The 21,356-nt window shown below is 35.4% G+C and carries 25 protein-coding genes; 9 read left to right on the top strand and 16 right to left on the bottom strand.

Annotated elements, in window-relative coordinates; genetic code table 11:
- The 4 genes from ACN4EE_RS06495 to ACN4EE_RS06510 all read right to left on the bottom strand — a co-directional run bounded on the left by ACN4EE_RS06495 (nt 1) and on the right by ACN4EE_RS06510 (nt 1,745).
- Nucleotides 1–183 (bottom strand): hypothetical protein, encoded by a 183-nt coding sequence (locus ACN4EE_RS06495; RefSeq protein ID WP_431705599.1) that lies wholly within the window; start codon nt 181–183, stop codon nt 1–3.
- 5 nt (nt 184–188) lie between these two features.
- Nucleotides 189–584 (bottom strand): hypothetical protein, encoded by a 396-nt coding sequence (locus tag ACN4EE_RS06500; protein ID WP_431705600.1) that lies wholly within the window; start codon nt 582–584, stop codon nt 189–191.
- Nucleotides 585–595: 11 nt separating this feature from the next.
- Nucleotides 596–730, bottom strand: coding sequence for a hypothetical protein (locus ACN4EE_RS06505; protein ID WP_431705601.1), 135 nt, complete (start codon nt 728–730; stop codon nt 596–598).
- A gap of 319 nt (nt 731–1,049) precedes the next feature.
- Nucleotides 1,050–1,745 (bottom strand): DUF3318 domain-containing protein, encoded by a 696-nt coding sequence (locus ACN4EE_RS06510; protein WP_431705602.1) that lies wholly within the window; start codon nt 1,743–1,745, stop codon nt 1,050–1,052.
- An 83-nt stretch (nt 1,746–1,828) separates the two neighbouring features.
- Between ACN4EE_RS06510 and ACN4EE_RS06515 the strand changes: the two genes are divergently transcribed.
- Together ACN4EE_RS06515 and gnd are read left to right on the top strand one after the other, a co-directional pair.
- A complete protein-coding gene (locus ACN4EE_RS06515) occupies nt 1,829–2,233 on the top strand; it encodes a hypothetical protein (protein WP_431705603.1) in 405 nt (134 codons plus the stop codon).
- Between the two features lie 200 nt (nt 2,234–2,433).
- Nucleotides 2,434–3,852 (top strand): decarboxylating NADP(+)-dependent phosphogluconate dehydrogenase, encoded by a 1,419-nt coding sequence (gene gnd, locus ACN4EE_RS06520; RefSeq protein ID WP_431705604.1) that lies wholly within the window; start codon nt 2,434–2,436, stop codon nt 3,850–3,852.
- 109 nt (nt 3,853–3,961) lie between these two features.
- On the opposite strand, the gene ACN4EE_RS06525 is transcribed toward gnd, so the two are convergent.
- Nucleotides 3,962–4,675 (bottom strand): 16S rRNA (uracil(1498)-N(3))-methyltransferase, encoded by a 714-nt coding sequence (locus tag ACN4EE_RS06525; protein ID WP_431705605.1) that lies wholly within the window; start codon nt 4,673–4,675, stop codon nt 3,962–3,964.
- 113 nt (nt 4,676–4,788) lie between these two features.
- Here ACN4EE_RS06525 and mtnA point away from each other — a divergent pair, with 113 nt between their 5' ends.
- The 3 genes from mtnA to cobU all read left to right on the top strand — a co-directional run bounded on the left by mtnA (nt 4,789) and on the right by cobU (nt 7,090).
- Nucleotides 4,789–5,895: an S-methyl-5-thioribose-1-phosphate isomerase gene (mtnA, locus tag ACN4EE_RS06530; RefSeq protein WP_431705606.1), complete on the top strand. Its 1,107-nt coding sequence runs from the start codon at nt 4,789–4,791 to the stop codon at nt 5,893–5,895.
- A 371-nt stretch (nt 5,896–6,266) separates the two neighbouring features.
- Nucleotides 6,267–6,557: a DUF2288 domain-containing protein gene (locus ACN4EE_RS06535; RefSeq protein WP_431705607.1), complete on the top strand. Its 291-nt coding sequence runs from the start codon at nt 6,267–6,269 to the stop codon at nt 6,555–6,557.
- On the top strand, nt 6,554–7,090 hold the full coding sequence (cobU, locus tag ACN4EE_RS06540; protein WP_431705608.1) for a bifunctional adenosylcobinamide kinase/adenosylcobinamide-phosphate guanylyltransferase: 537 nt from the start codon (nt 6,554–6,556) through the stop codon (nt 7,088–7,090). The genes ACN4EE_RS06535 and cobU overlap by 4 nt, the downstream gene beginning before the upstream one ends.
- A gap of 130 nt (nt 7,091–7,220) precedes the next feature.
- Here the strand turns inward: cobU and ACN4EE_RS06545 are convergent, their stop codons facing one another.
- The 4 genes from ACN4EE_RS06545 to ACN4EE_RS06560 form a co-directional block, all read right to left on the bottom strand.
- Entirely contained in the window at nt 7,221–8,858 is a 1,638-nt protein-coding gene (locus tag ACN4EE_RS06545; RefSeq protein WP_431705609.1) for a response regulator, read from the bottom strand.
- A 51-nt stretch (nt 8,859–8,909) separates the two neighbouring features.
- Nucleotides 8,910–10,370: a cysteine--tRNA ligase gene (gene cysS, locus ACN4EE_RS06550; protein WP_431705610.1), complete on the bottom strand. Its 1,461-nt coding sequence runs from the start codon at nt 10,368–10,370 to the stop codon at nt 8,910–8,912.
- Between the two features lie 372 nt (nt 10,371–10,742).
- A complete protein-coding gene (locus ACN4EE_RS06555) occupies nt 10,743–11,096 on the bottom strand; it encodes a hypothetical protein (RefSeq protein WP_431705611.1) in 354 nt (117 codons plus the stop codon).
- Nucleotides 11,097–11,237: 141 nt separating this feature from the next.
- Nucleotides 11,238–12,068, bottom strand: coding sequence for an SWIM zinc finger family protein (locus ACN4EE_RS06560; protein ID WP_431705612.1), 831 nt, complete (start codon nt 12,066–12,068; stop codon nt 11,238–11,240).
- Nucleotides 12,069–12,418: 350 nt separating this feature from the next.
- On the opposite strand from ACN4EE_RS06560, the gene ACN4EE_RS06565 reads away from it, so the two are divergent.
- The 3 genes from ACN4EE_RS06565 to ACN4EE_RS06575 all read left to right on the top strand — a co-directional run bounded on the left by ACN4EE_RS06565 (nt 12,419) and on the right by ACN4EE_RS06575 (nt 14,910).
- Nucleotides 12,419–13,204, top strand: a complete 786-nt coding sequence (locus tag ACN4EE_RS06565; RefSeq protein ID WP_431705613.1) for an energy-coupling factor ABC transporter ATP-binding protein — start codon at nt 12,419–12,421, stop codon at nt 13,202–13,204.
- A 32-nt stretch (nt 13,205–13,236) separates the two neighbouring features.
- Nucleotides 13,237–14,124 carry an ROK family protein gene (locus ACN4EE_RS06570; RefSeq protein ID WP_431705614.1) on the top strand — a complete coding sequence of 296 codons (888 nt, stop codon included), beginning with the start codon at nt 13,237–13,239 and terminating at the stop codon, nt 14,122–14,124.
- 147 nt (nt 14,125–14,271) lie between these two features.
- A complete protein-coding gene (locus ACN4EE_RS06575; protein ID WP_431705615.1) occupies nt 14,272–14,910 on the top strand; it encodes a histidine phosphatase family protein in 639 nt (212 codons plus the stop codon).
- A 25-nt stretch (nt 14,911–14,935) separates the two neighbouring features.
- Here the strand turns inward: ACN4EE_RS06575 and ygfZ are convergent, their stop codons facing one another.
- The 3 genes from ygfZ to ACN4EE_RS06590 all read right to left on the bottom strand — a co-directional run bounded on the left by ygfZ (nt 14,936) and on the right by ACN4EE_RS06590 (nt 17,919).
- Nucleotides 14,936–15,919 carry a CAF17-like 4Fe-4S cluster assembly/insertion protein YgfZ gene (gene ygfZ / locus ACN4EE_RS06580; protein ID WP_431705616.1) on the bottom strand — a complete coding sequence of 328 codons (984 nt, stop codon included), beginning with the start codon at nt 15,917–15,919 and terminating at the stop codon, nt 14,936–14,938.
- A gap of 184 nt (nt 15,920–16,103) precedes the next feature.
- Nucleotides 16,104–16,844: a nucleotidyltransferase family protein gene (locus tag ACN4EE_RS06585; protein ID WP_431705617.1), complete on the bottom strand. Its 741-nt coding sequence runs from the start codon at nt 16,842–16,844 to the stop codon at nt 16,104–16,106.
- Between the two features lie 79 nt (nt 16,845–16,923).
- On the bottom strand, nt 16,924–17,919 hold the full coding sequence (locus tag ACN4EE_RS06590) for a glycosyltransferase (protein ID WP_431705618.1): 996 nt from the start codon (nt 17,917–17,919) through the stop codon (nt 16,924–16,926).
- Between the two features lie 51 nt (nt 17,920–17,970).
- On the opposite strand from ACN4EE_RS06590, the gene ACN4EE_RS06595 reads away from it, so the two are divergent.
- Nucleotides 17,971–18,222, top strand: a complete 252-nt coding sequence (locus ACN4EE_RS06595) for an AbrB/MazE/SpoVT family DNA-binding domain-containing protein (RefSeq protein WP_431705619.1) — start codon at nt 17,971–17,973, stop codon at nt 18,220–18,222.
- A gap of 180 nt (nt 18,223–18,402) precedes the next feature.
- Here ACN4EE_RS06595 and ACN4EE_RS06600 read toward each other — a convergent pair whose 3' ends face one another.
- The 4 genes from ACN4EE_RS06600 to glpX all read right to left on the bottom strand — a co-directional run bounded on the left by ACN4EE_RS06600 (nt 18,403) and on the right by glpX (nt 21,242).
- Entirely contained in the window at nt 18,403–18,744 is a 342-nt protein-coding gene (locus ACN4EE_RS06600) for a type II toxin-antitoxin system PemK/MazF family toxin (RefSeq protein ID WP_431705620.1), read from the bottom strand.
- Nucleotides 18,731–18,955, bottom strand: coding sequence for a CopG family transcriptional regulator (locus ACN4EE_RS06605; protein WP_431705621.1), 225 nt, complete (start codon nt 18,953–18,955; stop codon nt 18,731–18,733). Before ACN4EE_RS06605 ends, ACN4EE_RS06600 begins: the two co-directional genes overlap by 14 nt.
- A gap of 54 nt (nt 18,956–19,009) precedes the next feature.
- The gene (locus ACN4EE_RS06610) at nt 19,010–19,942 is read right to left on the bottom strand and encodes an NAD-dependent epimerase/dehydratase family protein (RefSeq protein ID WP_431705622.1); all 933 of its coding nucleotides are present in this window, start codon (nt 19,940–19,942) and stop codon (nt 19,010–19,012) included.
- Nucleotides 19,943–20,201: 259 nt separating this feature from the next.
- Nucleotides 20,202–21,242 carry a class II fructose-bisphosphatase gene (gene glpX / locus ACN4EE_RS06615; protein ID WP_431705623.1) on the bottom strand — a complete coding sequence of 347 codons (1,041 nt, stop codon included), beginning with the start codon at nt 21,240–21,242 and terminating at the stop codon, nt 20,202–20,204.
- Between the last annotated feature and the right edge of the window lie 114 nt (nt 21,243–21,356).

Genomic DNA, 21,356 nt, shown 5'->3' on the forward strand with positions numbered 1-21,356 from the left:
TCATTTACTAATTTCTACAGGAACACCGCCATAGATAGTTCTACCGTTAACCTGACGGATATTGACATCGATTACAGAGTTACTAGCATTAACAGGGGTAAAACTAGCTAACTCAATCACAATCATCACCAGACTTATCGCAATGACTGTCAAAATAACTTTTAGAGTTCGATCGTTTTTCATAGATTTTAATAATTAGTTAAGAATTGTTCTGCTTTTAGTTTGAGTTTATCCCCTTCTAAAATGAGCATATCAATATAGTCTTTTAGATTAAGATAGGGTTGTCTCAAATTAATTTTTTCTGCTTGAATTGCCCTCCTTGTTGTTTGTCTAATTTGACCTGCTAATCTCCTTTTTCCAAATATGTCTAATCCCACAGAAATTAAACTATCAGGGGTTGATTGAGATGCAGTTTGATTGATTTGCTTTATTTCTAAATTAACCTCCTTTTTTATCGCTTTTAATTGTTTTTGAATGAGATTAATCTGCTTTATTTGTAACTTTACTGATGAGGGATTATCTAAAGTTAAAGTTAATTGATTTTGTAGCTGATTAAGGGTTAATTGAGTATCTGTTATGTCCATTAATTTACCCCTTATTTCTTACGAATCATAATGCACTCATAACTAGCCTTTGTGAAATAACTAGAACCAGAAGTTGCTCTACGACAATCTGTTACTATGAGTAAATTATCTTGGGTAACATTAGAATTAGAGTCTTGTATATTCATGAAATGGATTATCCTTTACAAATTCTTCTATTTACTTATCAGTAGCAGATTAGCAATTTATGCAGTAATCTATAAAATTCTTTCTATAGTTATTATTTTGCTCACAAAATAGATGGTATATTCTAAAATTAATGGAAATAACCCATAATCTTTCTTGCCTCTTGCCTTTTGCCTACCTTCATCAATAATTTATCATACTCAAAGTAGAAAAACCGATTTTCTTTTTGATAGCGATGTGAGAGGGATTAGACGAGATTATATTCTCTTTAGTATCGCTATCGGGATATTTAGGTGATGAAAGGGCACACTTCGATTAGGTTTATATGTTCTTCATTCTAGCACTACTTCTCGATCGAACGGGAGGAGTTTTGAGAGGTTGATTTTCCATCGGTTGCTCTTGTTTTTGTTTAGCTTTAGCCGCACTACGACGCAAAGCCTGTAAACGCTCCTCATATTTCTTACGTTGACTACGATTAGGAGTTTGTTCGATGAGAGTTTTAAATGCACTACCTAAACTTTGATAAGCATTTTTCATGGAATAACCAAAACGAGTCGCAATAATAATAGCTTTTTCATCCGCTTCGATGGCATCCCGAAGATTTTTTTCTCCGTTGTTTTTCTGCCAGAGACGATAACCAGAAATACTGCATAATCCTAAAGCTAACAATAGCAATAAACCATCTTGCACCCACAACTCACCCACAGCACCCCCTAAACCAATAGCTAAGGCTGCCATTTCCCAACCTTCACGGGGTATGGTATCATTTTGAATACGAGCTACCTCATGCCAAAACATCAAATTACGTTGATCTATTGCTAAATTTTCCCATTTTGCTAAGTCAATTTGAATCTCTATCTCATCTTTGCCTAATTCTTCACTACGGATTAAGGGGGGATTAACTTCTGTGGACGCTTCAATCATAACCCAACTCTGTAACTCTGGGGGGAGTAAAGTTTTGAGTCTTCTCAATTCATTCATTTCAGCTCTAGCGGAGGAAGTTGTATAAGAAGTCATATAATTAATTATTCTCAGTGTATCTATTTTTGATAGAGTAAATTCTATTTTATACTTATTTAATTTTAGTTGACAATTTTAACATGGAACGTGGTTTATTATGGTTGCCTTTGCTAGTAGTTTTTATCTGGTTAGCATGGAGTGGCAAAAAAGAATATCAAAAAGTGGAAGCCTATAAACTTTGGGCGCAACAATTTGATAATGCTAAGTATGATATTTATGCAGTTTTAGGTAAAAAAGGAGATTTAATTACATGGGGAAAACCGACTGATAAAGGTATTATTAATGAGCGGACTTTTTCGTTAAAAAATATTTCTAAAATGAATATCACTTTTAAAAATAAAATCGTAAAATTTGATAACATTCCCGACAAAGGAGAAGCAAATTTGGAGTTTTTATTAAAAGACAATGAAACTATTAATGTACCTTTTACCGACGTTAATTTAGCTCTCCAATGGTTTAATTATTTAGCCAAATTTAGGGAATAAAACAAGATTACCTACTCAAAACTATAGGACTTACGCACCTCTAACAATATTCTGTCATTCTGAGAGTAGCGAAGGAATCTCAATCTTTTGATTTTTGGTACAAGTGCATAACTTTTAATATCTTCATGAACCATTCTGAGAAGATCGAGTTACCCTAAAAAGTATATAGATTTATTATCGATCGAAATAGGTATTGTTTTATGACCAAAAGAACTTTTGGAGTCATCGGATTAGCAGTTATGGGGGAAAATCTTGCCCTTAACGTAGAAAGTCGGGGCTTTCCCATTGCTGTTTACAACCGTAGTGCCAACAAAACAGAAGAATTTATGGCAACTAGGGCGCAAGGTAAAGACGTTAAAGCGGCTTATTCCTTAGAAGAATTTGTGCAAACATTGGAACGTCCTCGTAAGATTTTAGTAATGGTAAAAGCAGGGGCGCCTGTAGATGCAGTTATTCAGCAATTAAAACCTTTACTAGATGAAGGGGATATGATTATCGATGGTGGTAACTCCCTCTATGAAGACACGGAAAGACGCACGATCGAGCTAGAATCAACAGGATTAGGGTTCATGGGTATGGGAGTAAGCGGAGGTGAAGAAGGAGCGTTAAATGGACCTTCTTTGATGCCGGGGGGTACTAAAACCGCATACGATGAACTTGAACCAATTTTAACCAAAATTGCCGCCCAAGTGGATGATGGTGCTTGTGTCACCTATATCGGTCCTCGTGGTGCAGGTCACTACGTCAAGATGGTGCATAATGGCATTGAATACGGGGATATGCAGTTAATCGCTGAAGCCTACGATTTGTTGAAAAACGGCTTAGGTTTAGATAACGATAGACTAGGGGAAGTATTTAGTGATTGGAATACAACAGATGAGCTAAATTCCTTCTTAATCGAGATTACTGCCAATATTTTCCCGAAAAAAGATGCGGAAACGGGCAAACATCTTATTGATTTAATTGTGGATGCGGCAGGGCAAAAAGGTACAGGTAGTTGGACTGTAATTAATTCATTGCAAATGGGTGTACCCATTCCCACGATTTATGCGGCGGTGTATGCTCGATCGATCTCCAGTTACAAAGAAGAAAGGGTGTTAGCATCGAAGGAATTAACGGGCATTACCGAAAAATTTGACGGTGATGTAGAAAGTTTTATCACTAAAATCAAGGATGCTTTATACTGCTCGAAAATGTGTTCCTATGCTCAAGGTATGGCTTTGATTGCTAAGGCTTCAGCAGAATATGATTATAATATCAATTTACCCGAAGTTGCTCGAATTTGGAAGGGAGGTTGTATCATCAAAGCGGGTTTCTTAGGTAAAATTAACAAGGCTTTCACCGATAACCCTAATTTAGCTAATTTACTCCTCGCACCTGAGTTTAAACAAAGTATTCTCGATCGACAACAGGCATGGCGTGACGTGCTAGTATTAGCGACTAAAATGGGCATTCCCGTTCCTGCGTTTAGTGCTTCCTTAAACTACTTTGACAGTTACAGGCTCGATCGACTTCCTCAGAATTTAACCCAAGCCCAAAGGGATTATTTTGGGGCGCACACTTACGAGCGCATCGACAAACCCAGAGGGGAATTTTTCCACACAGAATGGATTAGCTAAGTATGGGTAATATTAAGTTTAGCTTTTAGATTTAACTTGTAGGTTGGGTTAGTGATAACGTAACCCAACAAAACCTCAGTTTGACAGAAGAAAAATAGACTAAGCAGACTTAATTGAAATCGAAAGAAGAAACAAGAGACATTGCCATAATAGGCGCGGTGACTGCTCTTAAAATTCTATTGCCCAATGAAATCTCTTGAAACCCGTGTTCGATCGAACTTTGTACTTCCTTCGGAGTCCAACCGCCTTCGCATCCTGTGGCAATCACCATTTCAGAGGGTGATAAATTTTGTTGCAGAAAATGTAACAAATGGGGTGCATTCGATCGAGCCACGGCGATATATTTAGGTATATTAAGATCATGAAATTGTGAAAAAGCCTGTTTAACGGGGATAGGAGGCTCAATATTCGGCACAATTAACCGTTCACATTGTTCAGAGGCTTCCATGGCAATTTTACGCCATCTTTCGAGCTTATTCTCCTTCGGTTTGACGATAGTTCGATCGCTGATGACAGGTTGTAACGAATTGACACCTAATTCTGTCACGCAACGAATAATATCCTCAAAACCGTTACCTTTAGGCAAGGCAATCATTAAAGTCACTTTCGTTAGTAACTCTCTATTTTCCATTAGAGAATCGAGAATTTCGCCTCCATCGGCGGTTAATTTAACTTGCCAACCTTTACCATTACCATCTAAGGCAATAAAAATATCTCCATTATTTAATCTTACTACTCGACGCAAATAATGTTCTTGATCTGATTCTAAATTTATCAGATTATCTTGTTTTTGATGGGAATTAATAACAATACGATATAACAATTTTGGCTCTCTTACTTTGAGTATGATAGATTCTGTCTAAAAAAAGGTGTCAGGTAGCAGGTATTATAGCAATCAGAAAGTTAAATTTACTAATTTTTTAAAATTAAAACTATATGAAAATTAACGGCAAACATTATCAAACTATTTGGATAAGCCAAGAAAATAAGCAAATTATACAGGTTTTTGATCAACGATTTTTTCCTCATCAAATTGAAATTTTCGACATCAAAACTACCGATGATGCAATTTTTGCCATTAAAGAAATGGTGGTAAGGGGTGCGCCTTTAATTGGTGTTACCGCCGCCTATGGTTTATATTTGGCTTGTGTGGAAGCTCAAAATCGATCGAAACCTGAGATATATATAGAAGAAGTAGCACAAAAATTAGCCCAAACTCGCCCTACGGCGGTTAATTTAGTCTGGGCAATCAATGAGATGTTAACCATAATTCGTCAAGGGAAAAATGTTGAAGAAAAAATCAACATTGCCTTAGAAAAAGCGGATCAAATTAAGCAGGAAGATATAGAGATTTGCTTTAAAATTGGGGAGTATGGGCTATCTCTCATCAAAAAAATTGCGGAGGAAAAACAGGGTAAAACCGTTAATATCCTCACCCATTGTAACGCTGGTTGGTTAGCTACGATCGATTGGGGTACAGCAACATCACCGATGTATCAGGCACAACAAGCAGGAATTGATATTCATGTGTGGGTTGACGAAACTCGCCCCCGCAATCAAGGCGCAAATTTAACCGCTTTTGAGTTAAATCAACAAGGCATCCCCCATACTTTGATTACTGACAACACGGGAGGGCATTTAATGCAACATGGTATGGTGGACTTGGTTATAGTTGGAACTGATAGAACTACTCGAAAAGGTGATGTAGCGAATAAAATTGGCACATATCTTAAAGCATTGGCGGCTTACGATAACAATATCCCCTTTTATGTTGCCTTACCTTCTTCCACTTTAGATTGCTCTATTGCCGATGGTATTAAAGAGATTTCGATCGAGACAAGAAATCAAAACGAAGTAAAGTATATACAAGGTAAAGTTGACGGAGAAATCAAATCAGTGTTAATTTGCCCTGAGACAACACCTGCGATGAATTATGGTTTTGATGTGACTCCTGCCAAATATGTCACGGGATTAATTACCGAGAGGGGAATTTGTGACGCATCCGAAGAAGGTATTAGAAGTTTGTTTCCAGAGAAATTTTAAATGGCTCTTCTACAGTAGTTATGATATTTTAGTAATAAATAATCGTTAAAAGTATTGATATATAATAGATTTAGGATTTTAAAAATGCAAATATTATAAATTTACAGTTTTAATTTAACCTAACACCTGCCACCTGATACACTTCGACTACGCTCAGTGCGCCGCCTGACACCCTTTTCGATTAATTTATCATACTCAAAGTAAGAGAGCCTTTTAAATTAATGGAAATAACCCATAATCTTTATTGCCTATGCCCCGATGCCTCTTACCTTTTGCCTGTCTTTATCAGTAAACTTAAATGCGTTCTAGCTTATTGACAATTAACAATCGATCGTGAATAATGGATAGTGAATTTTCTATCATCATTTTTCATGTCAGATTTAAAAGCTCAATTACAAGAACAAATAGCACCGATGGATTGGAAGGATTTAAAACCCCATGCCCAAAGAGACGCTCTTATCGTGGTGGAGGCTAATTTGGACTTAATTGAGGTAGGATATGCCATCGCAGAGGATAAAACCGAATTAGTACAACGGTGGATAAGTGAACAATTAATACAAAAACCTACAGTCGAACAGTTGAGTGCATGGAATGAAGATGAAACCCATAAATTTAACACCATTATCGTTCAACCTTTTGTGTTAATTTCCCCTTGTGTATGAGTAATGTTGTTTTAGTTACGGGGGGTGCAAATTCTGGTAAGAGTGAATGGGGAGAGTCTTTAGCTATTGAGAGTCAAAAATCTGTGGTTTATATCGCTACCGCTACCAAAAATGATGATGATGCAGAATGGACTCAAAAAATACTCGAACATCAGCAAAGAAGACCAAAATATTGGCAAACCCTCGAAATTCCCTTGTTTTTAGGCAGTTCGATCGAACCCATAACGGAAGATAATTGCATTTTAATCGATTCTTTGGGGACATGGGTGGCGAATTGGCTAGAAAAAGATGAAGTATTGTGGCAACAAGAAGTAGAGAAGTTTCGATCGAGCCTTGAAAATAGCCCTTGTGAGATAATCTTAATCGCCGAAGAAACAGGATGGGGAATAGTACCTGCTTATGAATTAGGGCGGTTATTTCGTACTCGTTTAGGAAAACTAACCCGCCTTATGGGGGGAATTGCCAACACGGTTTATTTAACCATCGGAGGCTACGCTGTAGATATTAGTAAAATAGGAGTAAAATTACTTTAGGGTTTGCTGAATAAATCAGAACATTAAGAAAATCAAGGCATTAGACTTCTCCAATAATTATGATTTTACCATCGTAGAACAGGCATCTTGCCTGTATTTTTGAAGATGTCTATTCAACACATTAAATTAACTAGGGGGTGGTAAAAGAGTTAATTTTTAGATATAACTCCGAGAGACGAATGGGTTTATATAGATAAATAATCCCCTCTGTTGGCATAATAAAACTATGTTTTTGATGATCAATTGTTGGTGATAATAAAATAATAATTGGTTTTTTTTCTCCTTGTAAACCTGCAAAAATTTGCTCTATAGTATTTACTTGTTCCTGATAAATATTAGTAGAAATATCAATTAAAATTAATTGTGCATTATCCTTTTCAATAAGACTGTGAGCATCTCCGTCATTTTTTTTAATTAAAATCTTATAACCTTTCGCTCTTAAATAATTATGAATTGTATTGATATTCGCATTTTTTTCATCCACAATAAAAGTAATAGAAAGTGGCTTTAAATGTTGATCTTCTTTTGTATATTCATTTGTCGTATAAATTGATAACTGATCTTTTTCTAACGAAATCATGCCTTTTTCCTGATGTACAGGAATGGTAAAGCTAACACAAGTACCTTGCCCTAATTTGCTACTTAAATCAATATTTCCACCATGATGCTCAACTATTTTTTTTACTAAAAATAAGCCCAATCCTATGCCTTCATATTGACGATTTAACTTACTATCTATTTGAGTAAAAGGTTGAAAAAGCTCAGAGTAATTTTCTTCAGCAATGCCAATACCAGTATCCCTAATTGAGACATTAATTAATTCTTTTGTCTCTGGATGAGATGCTTGAATTAATGAGACATTAAGGGTAACTTTTCCCTCTTCTGGAGTAAATTTAACAGCATTATTCAACAAGTTAATTAATACTTGACGGATGCGTTTTTCATCAATAAGCACTGGTGGTAAATCATTTTGAATAATAATATCTAATTGTTGAGACTTGTTCGTTGCCAATGTTTCAATAAAATTAACACTGGAATAAATTACATTTTCAATAGAAGTTTCACATAAAGATAATTCTAATTTATCTGATTCTATATTGGCAAAGTCGAGAATATCGTTAATTAATGCTAAGAGATGATTCCCCGCTTTTTGAATAACATTAAGGGGTTTTATTTGTTGCTGATTGATTTTTCCAAATACTCCTTCTAATAATGATTCCGTCATCCCTAAAATGGCGTTGAGAGGAGTGCGTAATTCATGACTTATATTAGCAATAAACTGACTTTTGGCAATATTTGCCTTCTCGGAGGCTTCTTTTGCTTTTTTTAAGGAGAGGGTTTGCTGTTCAATTTCTGCCTGTAGATTATGGGTAAGTTTACTTAACTGTATATGAGTTTTGACTCTGGCAAGGACTTCTTGAGTTTGAAAGGGTTTAGTAATATAATCTAATGCTCCTAATTCAAAGCCTTTGATTTTGTTGTCGATGTCGTTTAATGCCGTCATGAAAATCACTGGTATTTGAGACGTTTGTGGATTATCTTTAAGATGTTGACACAAAACAAACCCATCCATCTTTGGCATTTGAATATCTAACAGTATTAGGCTAGGATGGATTCTCTGTAATTGTTTTAATGCCCTTTCTCCGTTGGTGGCAATTGCAATTTCATAATCAGCTTCAATCAGGGTTTCTGAAAGTATATTTAAGTTACTAGGTACATCATCGACAATTAAAATTAAATCTTTAGTGGGTTGTAAATCGTGATTCATAATCGATAGGCAGAACTTTAAAAGTTATAAGCTAGGACGCATCTAAGTTTACTAATTGAGATAGGGTAGCTCGATATTAATTTGCCATTTAGTAACACCGCCGGGTGCATCAATTAAGGTAATTCCCTTCTCTTTTAAAAAGTCTCGGATTCGATCTCCCTCTTGGTAGTTTTTCGCCTTTCGTGCCTCCAATCTTTGTTGAATTAAAGTCTCAATTTCTGCCTCAGAAATAGACAAAGCTACTGGCTCTTTTTCTTCATAATGTGCCTCTAATCCTAATACTTGGGCTAAAGTAACTAAAGTGTGCCATTTATCTCCTAATTCTTGGCTCGATCGAACGGTTTTGCCCTCATGGCTTAATAGATTACCTTCTTTGCGCAACTCTTTTGCTAGTTCAAACAAGATAGCTAACCCCGATGCAAAATTAAAATCTCGATCGACGGCTTGACAAAACTCCTCCTGAACTGATTTAATAATTGTAAACTGTCCTTTTTCTGTCCAATTTAGCTTATCTCTATACTTAATTCCAAAAAGTAAGCCCTCGGCAAAAGTATGCCAACCATTAGTTACAGCATTCAAAGCATCATCCGTGAAATCAAGAGGTTTACGATAATTAGCTTGTAAGATAAAAAGACGAATCGCCATAGGGTCATATTTTGCCAATAAATCCCGAATAGTAATGAAATTACCGAGAGATTTTGACATTTTCTCCCCGTCAACCTTCACCATGCCATTATGTAACCAATAGCGAGATAAAGGTTTCCCTGTCACCGCTTCCGATTGAGCAATTTCGTTTTCGTGGTGAGGGAAAATTAAATCATTACCTCCTACATGAATATCGATCGTTTCTCCTAACATCTCCCTAACCATAGCCGAGCATTCAATGTGCCAACCGGGGCGCCCTTTCCCCCAAGGAGAATCAAAACTAGGCTCATCTGGTTTAGCAGATTTCCACAAAGCAAAATCAAAAGACTCTTGTTTAACCGCTTCACTTTGATTAACTCTACCACTAGCACCCGTTTGTAGATCTTCCAATTTACGCCCCGATAACTTGCCATAGTCTTTAAACTTGCTTACGGAATAATAAACATCCCCTTGGGTTTGATAAGCAAAGCCCTTCTCCTCCAATTCCCAAATCAATTTTTTGATACCGTCTAGGGTATGAGTAGCACGGGGATAGGAGTCAGCTTTTTTGACGTTTAATCTTTCCATATCCTCAAAATACGCCTCAATAAAACGCTCGGAGACAGCCTCCATAGTGGTTTTTTCCTGTCGCGCCCGATTAAGAATTTTGTCGTCAATATCTGTAAAATTTTGAATATATTTAACCTTATAACCACGCCACTCTAAATAACGTCTCACCACATCCCAAATAATACAAGTCCTAGCATGACCTAAATGACAATAATCATACACTGTTATACCGCAACAGTACATATTAACTTTGTTGTCATGGAGAGGGATAAATTCTTCTTCTTGGTTAGTGAGAGTGTTATAAAGGGTTAAATTCATCGTTGTAGTAATGAAGAATGGAAAATTAAGAAGGTCGAATGATTAATGAAACAAGTTTTTTGGTGTTAATCAATAACCCACATTGAAATAAATGAAGCCGTTGGCTGATAAATCTTAACATAAAACTTGACAAAAAGTAGGTTTTATGCAATGAATCACTTCGCAATAAATTGACGAAGCTAATAGCCCAAGTCGGCTAAAGCAACTGAAATGATAATGTAATTGCGAGGTATATCCACAATCTCAAAACCTTATGCTATATCAATCACTATTAGACTTCTGGTAAAAATTATTATAAATTAGTTCGTAGTAATGGCTTTAGCCGTCTTTTTGATAATAACTCTACACTATTCACTATAAACTATCCACTATTTATTGTTGATTGTCAATGGTTTGAGAGGGGGTTGATTGTTGTTGTTTTTGCATTTCCATCATACGTTGTAATTGTTGTTGTCTAAAGTCTTGGGCGGCACTATCAATATTTTTGTTTGTATCTTCGACAAATTCTTCTCCTGTACGGCTATTGAAAAAGTTGGCATTGTGAATCAACTGCATGGGGTTAAAGCCACTTGTACCGTGCATGGGATTGACTTCATTACTTTGAAATGGTTGAGGTTGTTGATTATTGCCGATACTTTGGGCATTAACAGAATTATGACTCATGGCGATAAATCCTAATGTCATAATTACACTGGTAAAAATAGGGGAATTAGTTATGTTTTTCATGGTTTAATATTTCCTAACTTACTTATGATGGTTGACGATAGTATGGGAATTTTGTTTCTTAATATTCTTGGTATATGAATGTAAGTATTCAGGCAAGATAGATTGTATATTTTGAAATTAATAATCTGATCCAACTTTCAATTATAATGTTTTGCGAACTCGACTATAAAAATCGTCCATGATTTCGATAAAAGAACTATCTTTATGCCAAAATGGAGGATTATCTCCTGCTTTTTTGATGACAATAGCGGGGATAGTATTAGGGGTATTATCTGGTAAATTTTCTGGGATTCTTTTTTCTCCTTGCCAAAATTCTTTTTGATTTATGTTGCTATTAGGTGTTACTAAGATTGGCTTAGTATAATAGGATTCTACTGGTTCTGGTGCTAAATTCTCTGTGGTTAATCCTTGAGACAAAACTTGTCCTAAAGGAGATTTGATTAATTGCTCATGAAGTTTCTCTTTAGAAAGTCCACGCAATTCAAACAGTAAAAAGGGATCTCGATCGATCTCAGAAGCGATAAGATAATAGACTCCAGCTATATGTTTACACGGATTTGACCAATCGGGGCAAGAACAATCGGTATCAAAATCTCTACTATTATGGGGAAGTAGATGTAACTTTAATTTTTGATAAAATACTTCGTCTATATTGTCGGGCATGTCATTCATCAATAGTTTACTGACGAAACTGGCTTGAGAAGACAGAAGTTCGATCGCTTTTTCCCAATCTTCTTGAGAAATGGGAGTTAAAGAAATTTCAGTTTTGTACAAAGGTTCTTTATAAACGCCAAAATAAGCATTAACTGAACCTCTCACTTTTGCTGTGATTTTTCCATTAGTAATTTTATACTGTTTAATTCGATCGTTGTTGGCATAACTACGTCCTCGACTTAATCTTCCTGAATCCATCAAAGATTCTAAGGCTTCGATAAAACGTTTTCCCCACCATGTTTTACTAAATTTACTCATTTTATTACTATTAATAAATAGAAATTAATTGATGTGATTATTATTTGATTTTTAATGAAATTTAACTATAGCATTCCTATATGAGTTGAAACCATTATCCTAACGTGTAATTCATTACACGTCTAATAGCGATAGTTAAATAAATTTAACTCAATTTCTACAAAAATATCATGGTTTTTCATAATAATTGATTTTCTAACCATAAAAAATGGCTAAATTTCATGTCAATTATAGTTTCTTCTTAGATCAAATTTCGAGAATGAAAACGCCCTGTTTGCGAAGTTATTGTAAAATTAATTGGAGTTGACGATCGAGCTTAACCATAAAATCCTATTGATAATATAACCAGAATGATCGAATTTGAGCAAATATTTTACACTTATTCCTGTAGTCAAAAACCAACAATAAATAACCTTTCTTTACAACTAAAAGAAGGAAAACGCTACGCTTTAATTGGTAATAATGGTTCAGGAAAAACTACTTTTTTACGATTAGCAAACGGTTTATATCGTCCTGATCGAGGTGTTATTCGGTTTTTCGGTCAACCTTTAAAGTATAATCATCGAGGGATCGATCGAACCTTATTTAAACAGTGGTATCAACAAGTAGGATTAGTATTTCAAGACCCCGAACAACAATTAGTCGCCACGACTGTAGAAGAAGATTTATCCTATGGCTTGTGTAATTTAGGAATCCCCGATGATGAAATTGCCTTGCGAGTAGCCAATACTTTAAAAGAATTTAACCTAGAAGAATTAGCCCATTTTCCCGTTAATTATCTCAGTTTAGGACAAAAAAAGCGCCTTGCCATCGCCGATGTGATGATTCTGAAACCTAAAATCTTATTACTAGACGAACCTACAGCATACCTCGATCCTCGACAAAGAAAAGAACTAATTAAACAATTACAACAAATCTCGATCGAGGGGACAACAATTTTACTGGCAACCCACGATCTAGATTTTATCTATGGTTGGGCGGACTGGATTTTCGTCATGGATAAGGGTAAAATTGCTCTACAAGGCACACCTGACGAAGTTTTTGACAAAAAAGACCTTTTAGAAGGATTAGACCTTGATATACCCCTAGAATTAAAACTAAGAATGAAAATTTTATCTGAGTCTAAAAAATTATAAAATTATCAATAGCTAACCTTATGAATAACACCATGACAGAAAAAGAAGTAATAGGAGTCGATTTAGGCGGTACAGCGATTAAATTAGGTCGATTTTTGGCTAATGGCACTTGTGTAGAATCTCTCACCATTCCCACTCCCCAACCTGCAACCCCTGAAGCGGTAATGAGTACGATCGAACTAGGAGTGAAAGAATTAAACCATCAAAAAAAAGCCGTAGCATTAGGTATAGGTACTCCCGGACCAACGGATGCCCAAGGTAGAATCGCACTGGTAGCAATTAACTTAAGCGGTTGGCATAATGTACCCTTAGCACAAACCCTCGAAGCAAAAACAGGCTTAAAAACTTCGATCGCCAATGATGCCAACTGTGCAGGATTAGGAGAAGCATGGCTAGGCGCAGGAAAAAACTATCAAAACTTAATTATGTTGACATTAGGTACAGGGGTAGGCGGTGCAATTATTCTTAACGGTAAACTATTTACAGGGCATTTGGGTTCAGGTGCTGAATTAGGGTTGATTACTCTCAATCCCGAAGGTCCTCCTTGTAACAGTGGTAATCAAGGTTCATTAGAACAATATGTATCCGCTACAGCCATTTATCGAGATACCCACAAAACTCCTGCCGAATTAGGGCAATTAGCCGAAAATAATGACCTTTCAGCCTTGACATTTTGGCAAAATTATGGTAAGAAATTAGGTGCTGGATTAGCCAGTTTAATTTATGTGTTGACACCCGAAGCCATTATCATTGGGGGGGGAGTGAGTGCTAGTAGTAAATATTTTCTCCCCTCTGTGGAAGCGGAGATAGAAAAAAGAGTTTTACCCACCTCAAGAGTCGGACTAAAATTAATGGTAGCGCAACTAGGCAATCAAGCAGGAATTGTCGGGGCGGCAAAACTAGCCTTAGATTTAGTTTAAAAGTTTTCAAAACAGCACAGTTTTTTCCCAAAATTCAACTTAGTTCGATCGAATATTATCGAATAATAAGGTTATTCAAAATACAAAATCACTGGCAAAATGAAAAATATTAGAATACGATCGAAAATATAACAACCATGAACAAATATGAGTTTGACAATTTATTTTCTCAGACACGGAGAAACAACATCGAGCATGACGGGAGGCTATTGTGGCATCCTCGATTTAGATTTGACGGAGGAAGGATACTTAATGGCGGAGGATTTTTGTCAAGCCTATCAACATCTGCCTTGGCAGGGGATTTTTTCTAGCCCCCTTTCTCGAACCATTGCCACTGCTACCCCTCTGGCAAAAAGTCTGGGTATGGGTATTCAACAAAGAGATGGATTACGAGAGATTGCTTATGGTAACTGGGAGGGAAAAACGCCAGAACAGGTTAATCAAGAATACCATGATGAGTATGTACGTTGGTTAGCCGATCCGGGGTGGAATGCCCCTACGGGGGGTGAAAAAGGCATTGACATTGCACGGCGCAGTAGCCAAGTTTTAGAAGAAATTGAACAAAATTATTCTACTGGTAATGTTTTAGTTGTGTCTCACAAGGCAACTATTCGCATAATGCTCTGTAGTCTATTAGGTATTGACATTGGACGTTACCGAGATCGAATTTCTATGCCTGTAGCTTCTGTCACCGTAGTAGAATTTACGGAAAGAGGTCCTTTACTCAAAATTTTAGCCGATCGATCGCATTTACGGGAGGATTTGAGAAATAGAAAAGGAACTTAAAATCCGTTAATTTTTTGGTGGTTATTTAAGAATCATTTTGAGAGTTAGGTTGATAATATTCATGACGAATAAAAGGTATATTAATTACTTCTCCTTCTACCTCTGAGATAGTAACTTTTAAGCCTATGTCTCCTGCTTTGGTGCGGATATAACCCAAGGCAAAATTTGCTTCTGGTAAATAGCTAGTAATTTTACCAACTTTTTCTCCTTCTACCATAATAATATTGTCTTTTTCAGGTTCGATCGAACCCTTTAATTTAATGCCCCAAAGTTTTTGTTTTACGCCTTTATAAGTATTTAAACGAGCAATGGTTTCTTGCCCGATATAGCAACCTTTATTGAAAGAAATTGCATCCCATAAACCACTTTCAAGGGGATTATATTCTTCCATTAATTCATGGTTTACCCTTGGTTTACCTTGCATAATTTCTAAGGTTTGATAATCTTCATCGGTTAATAATAAAGGATTTTTCGCTGTTAATTTATCCCAAATTTGAGGAGCTTTTTCTTGAGGAATAATCAGATTATAACCAGTTAATTTTAAATTGCAACCCACCGTTATAATTACTTCTATATCTTCAATATTAACGATTTTATGACTAAATTCTGGACTATTTAAAAACTCATTTTCTACCCATTCAGATAATAACTCTTGACTTTTTTCACCAACTATAGTAAAAATTTTATAGTCCTTAGTCACGTCTTTTATCGCTACTTTATCAAAAGGAAAAATATATCGATCGAGCCAATCATATAAAGATTTATTTTGATGAGGAGATACTAATAATAAGACTTGATTTTCTTGAATATAAGCACTAACTAAATCGATATTTCTTCCCGTAGAATTAACTAAAACGGTATCACAACCTTCCCCTACTTTTAATCCTTGAATATTATTCGTACTTTGATTATGTAAAAAACGAAGTCGATCGTCTCCTGTTATACTAAGTAAACCGTGATTTCGATCGATTAAAGCCACTGAATTGTTAATAAAATTTAAGTCAATCATTATTTTTTAAAATACTAATTAAAGTTTCAATAAAAATTTTTAATTTGTTCGTAGTTAGGGCTTCAGCCCTTGTTTTAGTAATTAATAGAGATGTCTAATAGACATTGATTAAAAGACAGGCAAGATGCCTGTTTTACGGAGTGACAATTATGATTTTTTATGATTTTTTATGATTTTTTGAACATTAAAAAGTCCAATTATTTTTGATAAAATTTTCAGCTTGAATTAAAGTTTCAGGAGTACCAATATCTAAAAAAGGTGCTTCCGTTATATGTACTTTAATTTTACATCCTTTTTGAAGTAACTCAGGAAAAACATCATATTCAAAACTGAGAGGTTTTTTATCAGGAAATTTGTTAATCACAGAATGTTTAAAAATATAAACTCCAGCATTAATAACACCTTTTCCCTGTTGTTTTTCCGCAAAACTAATTAAATTATAATCATCATCATATTTTAACGAACCATAACGGGAAGCATCAGGTAAAGATAACCCTAAAATCACCCCTTCAATCTCATCATTATTCAGATACTCAAACATGGGATTTAAGTCAGTAAAAATGAGAGAGTCACCGTTAGTTACTAACCACGAATTAGGTATTTGATTAGACAAATTTACTGCATTAACAAAGCCTCCTGCTGTGCCTAAAGGTTCATTTTCTTGATAACAATTTATCTTAATTTTGTTGAAAGATTCTTGCTTAAAATATTTTTCTATCACATCCCCTAAATAACCTGTAGAAAGGATAAATTTATCGATATTTTGTTGCTGTAAATAGTTAACAATCCATTCGATAAAAGGTTTATCGGCGACTGTTGCCATGGGCTTAGGAATATTAGGTAAAAGATGCTTAACTCTCGTACCAAATCCTCCTGCTAAAATAACCGCTATTGTGTTTTGACATGGTTTGATCGAATTTTTCATATAATAATTAATAGTATTCAATATTTACAATAACCTAAAGTATTAGAGAGATTGCTTCGTGCCTCGCAATGACAAAAAATTAGAAAAAAGACTTAATTTTTTTGATAACTTTCTCTAAAGAAAAGGGCTTGTTTTGAATAATCGGAGGAATATTCGCAGGATAGGATTTTTGATGATCAAAAAAGAGATTAATTTCCTTAAATATATGATCAAAACGTTGTTTTATTAACGGTAAACGATAATTATTAACTATGTCTAAATTGTTTGTATTTGATTGCCAATTTTCCACCGCCGATAAAATTCTTTGGACATCATATTCCTTAGAATAAACCCGCAATTTATGACAATTAAAACTAGGGTCTAAATAATCTGATAACGCATCATTTATACTAGAAAAAATTGTACATCCACAAGCCATTGCTTCTAAAGGAGGCAACCCGAAACCCTCACTAGCTCTCGCTTGTACCCAATATTCCGTAGAATCATAAAGATACACTTTCGTTTGATTAAATATAGTGGCTAAATCCTCCACCCAGTAATCAATTAAGGTCAAATTACAGTGCGGATTTAACGCTGGTACAAGTTCTTCGATTAAATATTTGGAAGATTTGCGTTTCTGTACTAATACATCGATCGATCTTTCTCCTGAGTGCTGTTGATATTTGTCGGAAATCTCATTAGGAAGATAAAAAATAAGGTTATTTGGAGCAAATCTACCCCAATAGGCTTGAGAATGCTTACTAACGTTGATTATCGGCACTTTTGAGGGGATTTTAAACTTATATCCTGTACTGTGAGCAAAATAAACTACATTAAATTTGTTAAGTTTTGTTAAAAGTTGTGGAATATCAGGACCCCAATGAATAGCATAAATATTATTAGTCGCACTAATATCCCTAATTACCTCATCTAAGTACAGAATATTCGCTTCTTTCTTCCTATAGGTGACGGGTTGTACATCGCATATACCTAGAAAATGCTCCTGTGCGATCGACATAAACTTCATTTGAGCGATATGCCCTCCACTATTGATATTCATTTCGGGGAAGACAAAATAGAGATTCCTTTGTGTCATGGTTTATTTAGTTAGTGTTATTATACAATGTATAATTTCAATCAAAAAATTATGGAAATTGAATTAAAAAAGTGGGGAAATAGTCTTGGTTTGCGTATTCCTCATACTTTAGCGAAAAGTTTAAATTTAGATACACAGTCAGTAGTTGAATTAATTCAAGAAAATGATAGTTTAATTATCAAAAAAAAGAAAGAATCTTTGACTCTTGATGAATTATTAGAGAGTATTCCATCGGATTTTACTTATCCTGATGATGTGAAAGAATTTATGAATAGTGAATCAGTGGGAGCTTTTAACTGTTAACAGATAGTTTATTATACTTCCTCATATCTACTTATTCTGGTAGAAGCAAGAAGTAAACGTCATAGTTAACTATGAGTAAGTTTTATATAACAGAAGAATTAATTTGATGAAAATTCAACGGGGAGAGATTTTGAGAATTAACTTAAATCGTACCATTGGTACACTTAACACATTAAGCCCTTACGGATTTAAACCTAAATGTAACTTAATTGCCATGTCAACTATAGTCATTATATTTTGATTAAGAGTAAAAATTCGATCGCCCTTCAATCTTTGTTTAGAAATTGTCCTAATTTGTTGGGCTTGAATTTTTGAGTCTTCAGGTAAACCCGACTCATTTTTAGAGATAAACACCTCAAAAGGATAAACTTTGATTGTATTAGAAGTTATGGGCAATACCGTTACAGTGGAAGCCATACGATTATTGATGTCATTACTGACGATTAAAACAGGACGAATTTTGGCAATTTCTGAACCAATGGTAGGATTAAGATTAGCATAGAAAATATCACCACGTTTCATCACTTAATCCATCTCCTGCTAATACATCCCATGAATCATCTATTTCTGTGTTAGCTTCCCTGTAGGCATTTTCTAATTCTTTTTCTCGAAGTAAAATTAATGCTTCTTCAACTATTTGTGAAATAGACTTACAATCTTTACTTTTTTTATAATTCTCCATAAATACTGCTAAATCAGCAGAAATGGAGATAGAAATTTTTTTTGCAGTCATAAGATTACTAAAAAGTAGTCAAAATTTTTACTACTCAATAGTAACATTATATTATTAAACGTTAGAGTAAATGGTATTGCGAAGAATAGTATAACCTTTGATTAATTCTTTGATACCTCTGGCTAATGTCCAATCTGGAGTAAAACCAGTACTTAAAATTCGGGCATTAGAAACAATATAATCTCTTTTGTCGGGGTCTTCACCAATAGGTGCTTCAATATAATAGAAATTGGGTATCTGTTTCTGAATTTCGGCACACAATTCTAATTTTGACAGGTTAGCGTCTTCTAAGCCTACGTTATAGGGTTTACCCTTCATACTCTCAAAGTTGTCTAAACCGTGTAAAAACACCTTCACCACGTCTCGGATATGGATATAGTTACGCTTAAAGTGTCCTTCAAATACTACCACAGTTCGATCGGTCACGGCACGATAAACAAAATCATTGACTAATAAATCCACTCTCATACGAGGAGACATCCCGAAAACCGTAGCCAAGCGGAAACTAATACTATTTTCTCTCTCTAAAATGGCTTTTTCTGCTTCCACTTTAGTGACACCATAGGCAGAAATAGGGCGTAATGGGCTTTCTTCCGTACAAAATTTACCTTTCTCTCCGATACCATAACCGCTATTGGTAATGGGTACTAAAAATCTTTGCTCTTTACTAGCTAAACGGCATAACATTTGGATAGCATCTCGATTGGTGGTTTCTGTTGCTATCTTGTCTCTACCGCATAAAGGCGCACCTACTAACGCCGCTAAAGGAATAATGACATCGGCATCTTTCACTAAATCTTTCATTAACCCTTCGTCTCGACAATCCCCCCTAACTACGTTAAAGGTATCGTATTGACAACATTCGGCGAGGCTATTTTGACGAAACATAAAATTATCAACGACAGTTACTTCATAGCCTTTACTTAATAAAACAGGCGTTAATACTGAACCGATATAACCAGCGCCACCAGTAATTAAAATTTTCATATTTACAATATCAAGTTTGAATATTTATCTATATCTATATTTGCCGTATTCAATCATAAGGGATAAGGGTAATTAGGGATTACGGTAAAAGTATCGGTAAAAAATAGAAAATAGGGAATGAGTAAGCTCAAATTTATTCCACATCGTCAAAAATTTTTTATTTGTCTGTAGGGGTTGAATAATATTCAACCCTTCTTTTCTTATATTACGATCGAAGTTTATTAGAATATTAAAGGTGGGCAATGCCCACCCTACGTTATTATTTTAATTGGATATTTTTGGGTTTATCGAACATATGAATAGTATCCACAAAACGAGCAGTACCAGACTGACTAGAGATTACTAAACTTTGAGTTCTTGCACCACCATGGAAGAAACGAACACCCTGCATTAAAGTACCGGGGGTGATACCACAAGCGGCAAATAATACGGTTTCACCCGATGCTAACTCGTCAGCGTTATAAACTTTGTCAGGATCAGTAATACCCATACTGCGTAAACGCTCAAGGTTACTTTCTTTACTCTCACCAATTAAACCAGTTTTCACTACTTCAGGATCATAAATTAATTGTCCTTGGAAGTGACCACCTAAGCAACGCATAGCGGCGGCGGAAATAACTCCTTCGGGAGCGGCACCGATACCCATTAAAGCGTGAATGTTGCTACCTGAGAAAGCACAAGAAATAGCGGCAGAAACGTCACCATCACTGATTAAACGAACTCTTGCCCCTGCTTCACGAATTTCTTTCACTAAGTCGTTATGACGTGAACGATCCATTACTACAACAACTAATTCCTCTATACTACGATTCATGCACTCAGCAATGATTTGGAGGTTTTCTGTAGCAGTTTTGTTGATGTCCACATGACCTTTTGCCGCAGGAGGGGCAGCTAATTTTTTCATGTAGAAGTCGGGTGCTGCAAATAATCCACCTTTTTCGGAAATTGCGAGTACTGCCATAGAGCCATTTTGTCCATAAGCAACAAGGTTAGTACCTTCACAGGGATCAACTGCAATATCGATCTCAATTAATTCATCAAGATTACAGTAATTTCCTGCATCGGGGCGAGTACAAATACCTACTTCTTCTCCAATATAGAGCATGGGTGCGTCATCTCTTTCGCCTTCTCCGATAACGATTCTGCCGCGCATTCTGATTTTATTCATTCTTTCGCGCATGGCTTCTACGGCTACTTCATCCGCAGTATCTTTTTCTCCTTTTCCCATCCATTTAGCAGATGCGATCGCAGCTTGTTCTACTACTTCAATAATCTCTAATCCGAGAGTTGTTTCTAACATTTATATCCTCCAAAGATATGTAATTAAATTTATTGGTATCTAAATTAATAAAAAGTTATCCACAAAAAGTGTATCAGAGTCAGGGATCACATCCCAAAGTTTTTTTATTTATTC

Origin of the sequence: Geminocystis sp. CENA526 (genome assembly GCF_050753365.1) — a bacterium.
Classification (GTDB): Bacteria; Cyanobacteriota; Cyanobacteriia; order Cyanobacteriales; family Cyanobacteriaceae; genus Geminocystis.

What these genes read in the sequence shown, in the direction of transcription:
- ACN4EE_RS06495 (WP_431705599.1), bottom strand. Translation starts at nt 183, where the DNA reads ATGAAAAACGATCGAACTCTAAAAGTTATTTTGACAGTCATTGCGATA.
- ACN4EE_RS06500 (WP_431705600.1), bottom strand. Translation starts at nt 584, where the DNA reads ATGGACATAACAGATACTCAATTAACCCTTAATCAGCTACAAAATCAA.
- ACN4EE_RS06505 (WP_431705601.1), bottom strand. Translation starts at nt 730, where the DNA reads ATGAATATACAAGACTCTAATTCTAATGTTACCCAAGATAATTTACTC.
- ACN4EE_RS06510 (WP_431705602.1), bottom strand. Translation starts at nt 1,745, where the DNA reads ATGACTTCTTATACAACTTCCTCCGCTAGAGCTGAAATGAATGAATTG.
- ACN4EE_RS06515 (WP_431705603.1), top strand. Translation starts at nt 1,829, where the DNA reads ATGGAACGTGGTTTATTATGGTTGCCTTTGCTAGTAGTTTTTATCTGG.
- gnd (WP_431705604.1), top strand. Translation starts at nt 2,434, where the DNA reads ATGACCAAAAGAACTTTTGGAGTCATCGGATTAGCAGTTATGGGGGAA.
- mtnA (WP_431705606.1), top strand. Translation starts at nt 4,789, where the DNA reads ATGAAAATTAACGGCAAACATTATCAAACTATTTGGATAAGCCAAGAA.
- ACN4EE_RS06535 (WP_431705607.1), top strand. Translation starts at nt 6,267, where the DNA reads ATGTCAGATTTAAAAGCTCAATTACAAGAACAAATAGCACCGATGGAT.
- cobU (WP_431705608.1), top strand. Translation starts at nt 6,554, where the DNA reads ATGAGTAATGTTGTTTTAGTTACGGGGGGTGCAAATTCTGGTAAGAGT.
- ACN4EE_RS06545 (WP_431705609.1), bottom strand. Translation starts at nt 8,858, where the DNA reads ATGAATCACGATTTACAACCCACTAAAGATTTAATTTTAATTGTCGAT.
- cysS (WP_431705610.1), bottom strand. Translation starts at nt 10,370, where the DNA reads ATGAATTTAACCCTTTATAACACTCTCACTAACCAAGAAGAAGAATTT.
- ACN4EE_RS06555 (WP_431705611.1), bottom strand. Translation starts at nt 11,096, where the DNA reads ATGAAAAACATAACTAATTCCCCTATTTTTACCAGTGTAATTATGACA.
- ACN4EE_RS06560 (WP_431705612.1), bottom strand. Translation starts at nt 12,068, where the DNA reads ATGAGTAAATTTAGTAAAACATGGTGGGGAAAACGTTTTATCGAAGCC.
- ACN4EE_RS06565 (WP_431705613.1), top strand. Translation starts at nt 12,419, where the DNA reads ATGATCGAATTTGAGCAAATATTTTACACTTATTCCTGTAGTCAAAAA.
- ACN4EE_RS06570 (WP_431705614.1), top strand. Translation starts at nt 13,237, where the DNA reads ATGACAGAAAAAGAAGTAATAGGAGTCGATTTAGGCGGTACAGCGATT.
- ACN4EE_RS06575 (WP_431705615.1), top strand. Translation starts at nt 14,272, where the DNA reads ATGAGTTTGACAATTTATTTTCTCAGACACGGAGAAACAACATCGAGC.
- ygfZ (WP_431705616.1), bottom strand. Translation starts at nt 15,919, where the DNA reads ATGATTGACTTAAATTTTATTAACAATTCAGTGGCTTTAATCGATCGA.
- ACN4EE_RS06585 (WP_431705617.1), bottom strand. Translation starts at nt 16,844, where the DNA reads ATGAAAAATTCGATCAAACCATGTCAAAACACAATAGCGGTTATTTTA.
- ACN4EE_RS06590 (WP_431705618.1), bottom strand. Translation starts at nt 17,919, where the DNA reads ATGACACAAAGGAATCTCTATTTTGTCTTCCCCGAAATGAATATCAAT.
- ACN4EE_RS06595 (WP_431705619.1), top strand. Translation starts at nt 17,971, where the DNA reads ATGGAAATTGAATTAAAAAAGTGGGGAAATAGTCTTGGTTTGCGTATT.
- ACN4EE_RS06600 (WP_431705620.1), bottom strand. Translation starts at nt 18,744, where the DNA reads ATGAAACGTGGTGATATTTTCTATGCTAATCTTAATCCTACCATTGGT.
- ACN4EE_RS06605 (WP_431705621.1), bottom strand. Translation starts at nt 18,955, where the DNA reads ATGACTGCAAAAAAAATTTCTATCTCCATTTCTGCTGATTTAGCAGTA.
- ACN4EE_RS06610 (WP_431705622.1), bottom strand. Translation starts at nt 19,942, where the DNA reads ATGAAAATTTTAATTACTGGTGGCGCTGGTTATATCGGTTCAGTATTA.
- glpX (WP_431705623.1), bottom strand. Translation starts at nt 21,242, where the DNA reads ATGTTAGAAACAACTCTCGGATTAGAGATTATTGAAGTAGTAGAACAA.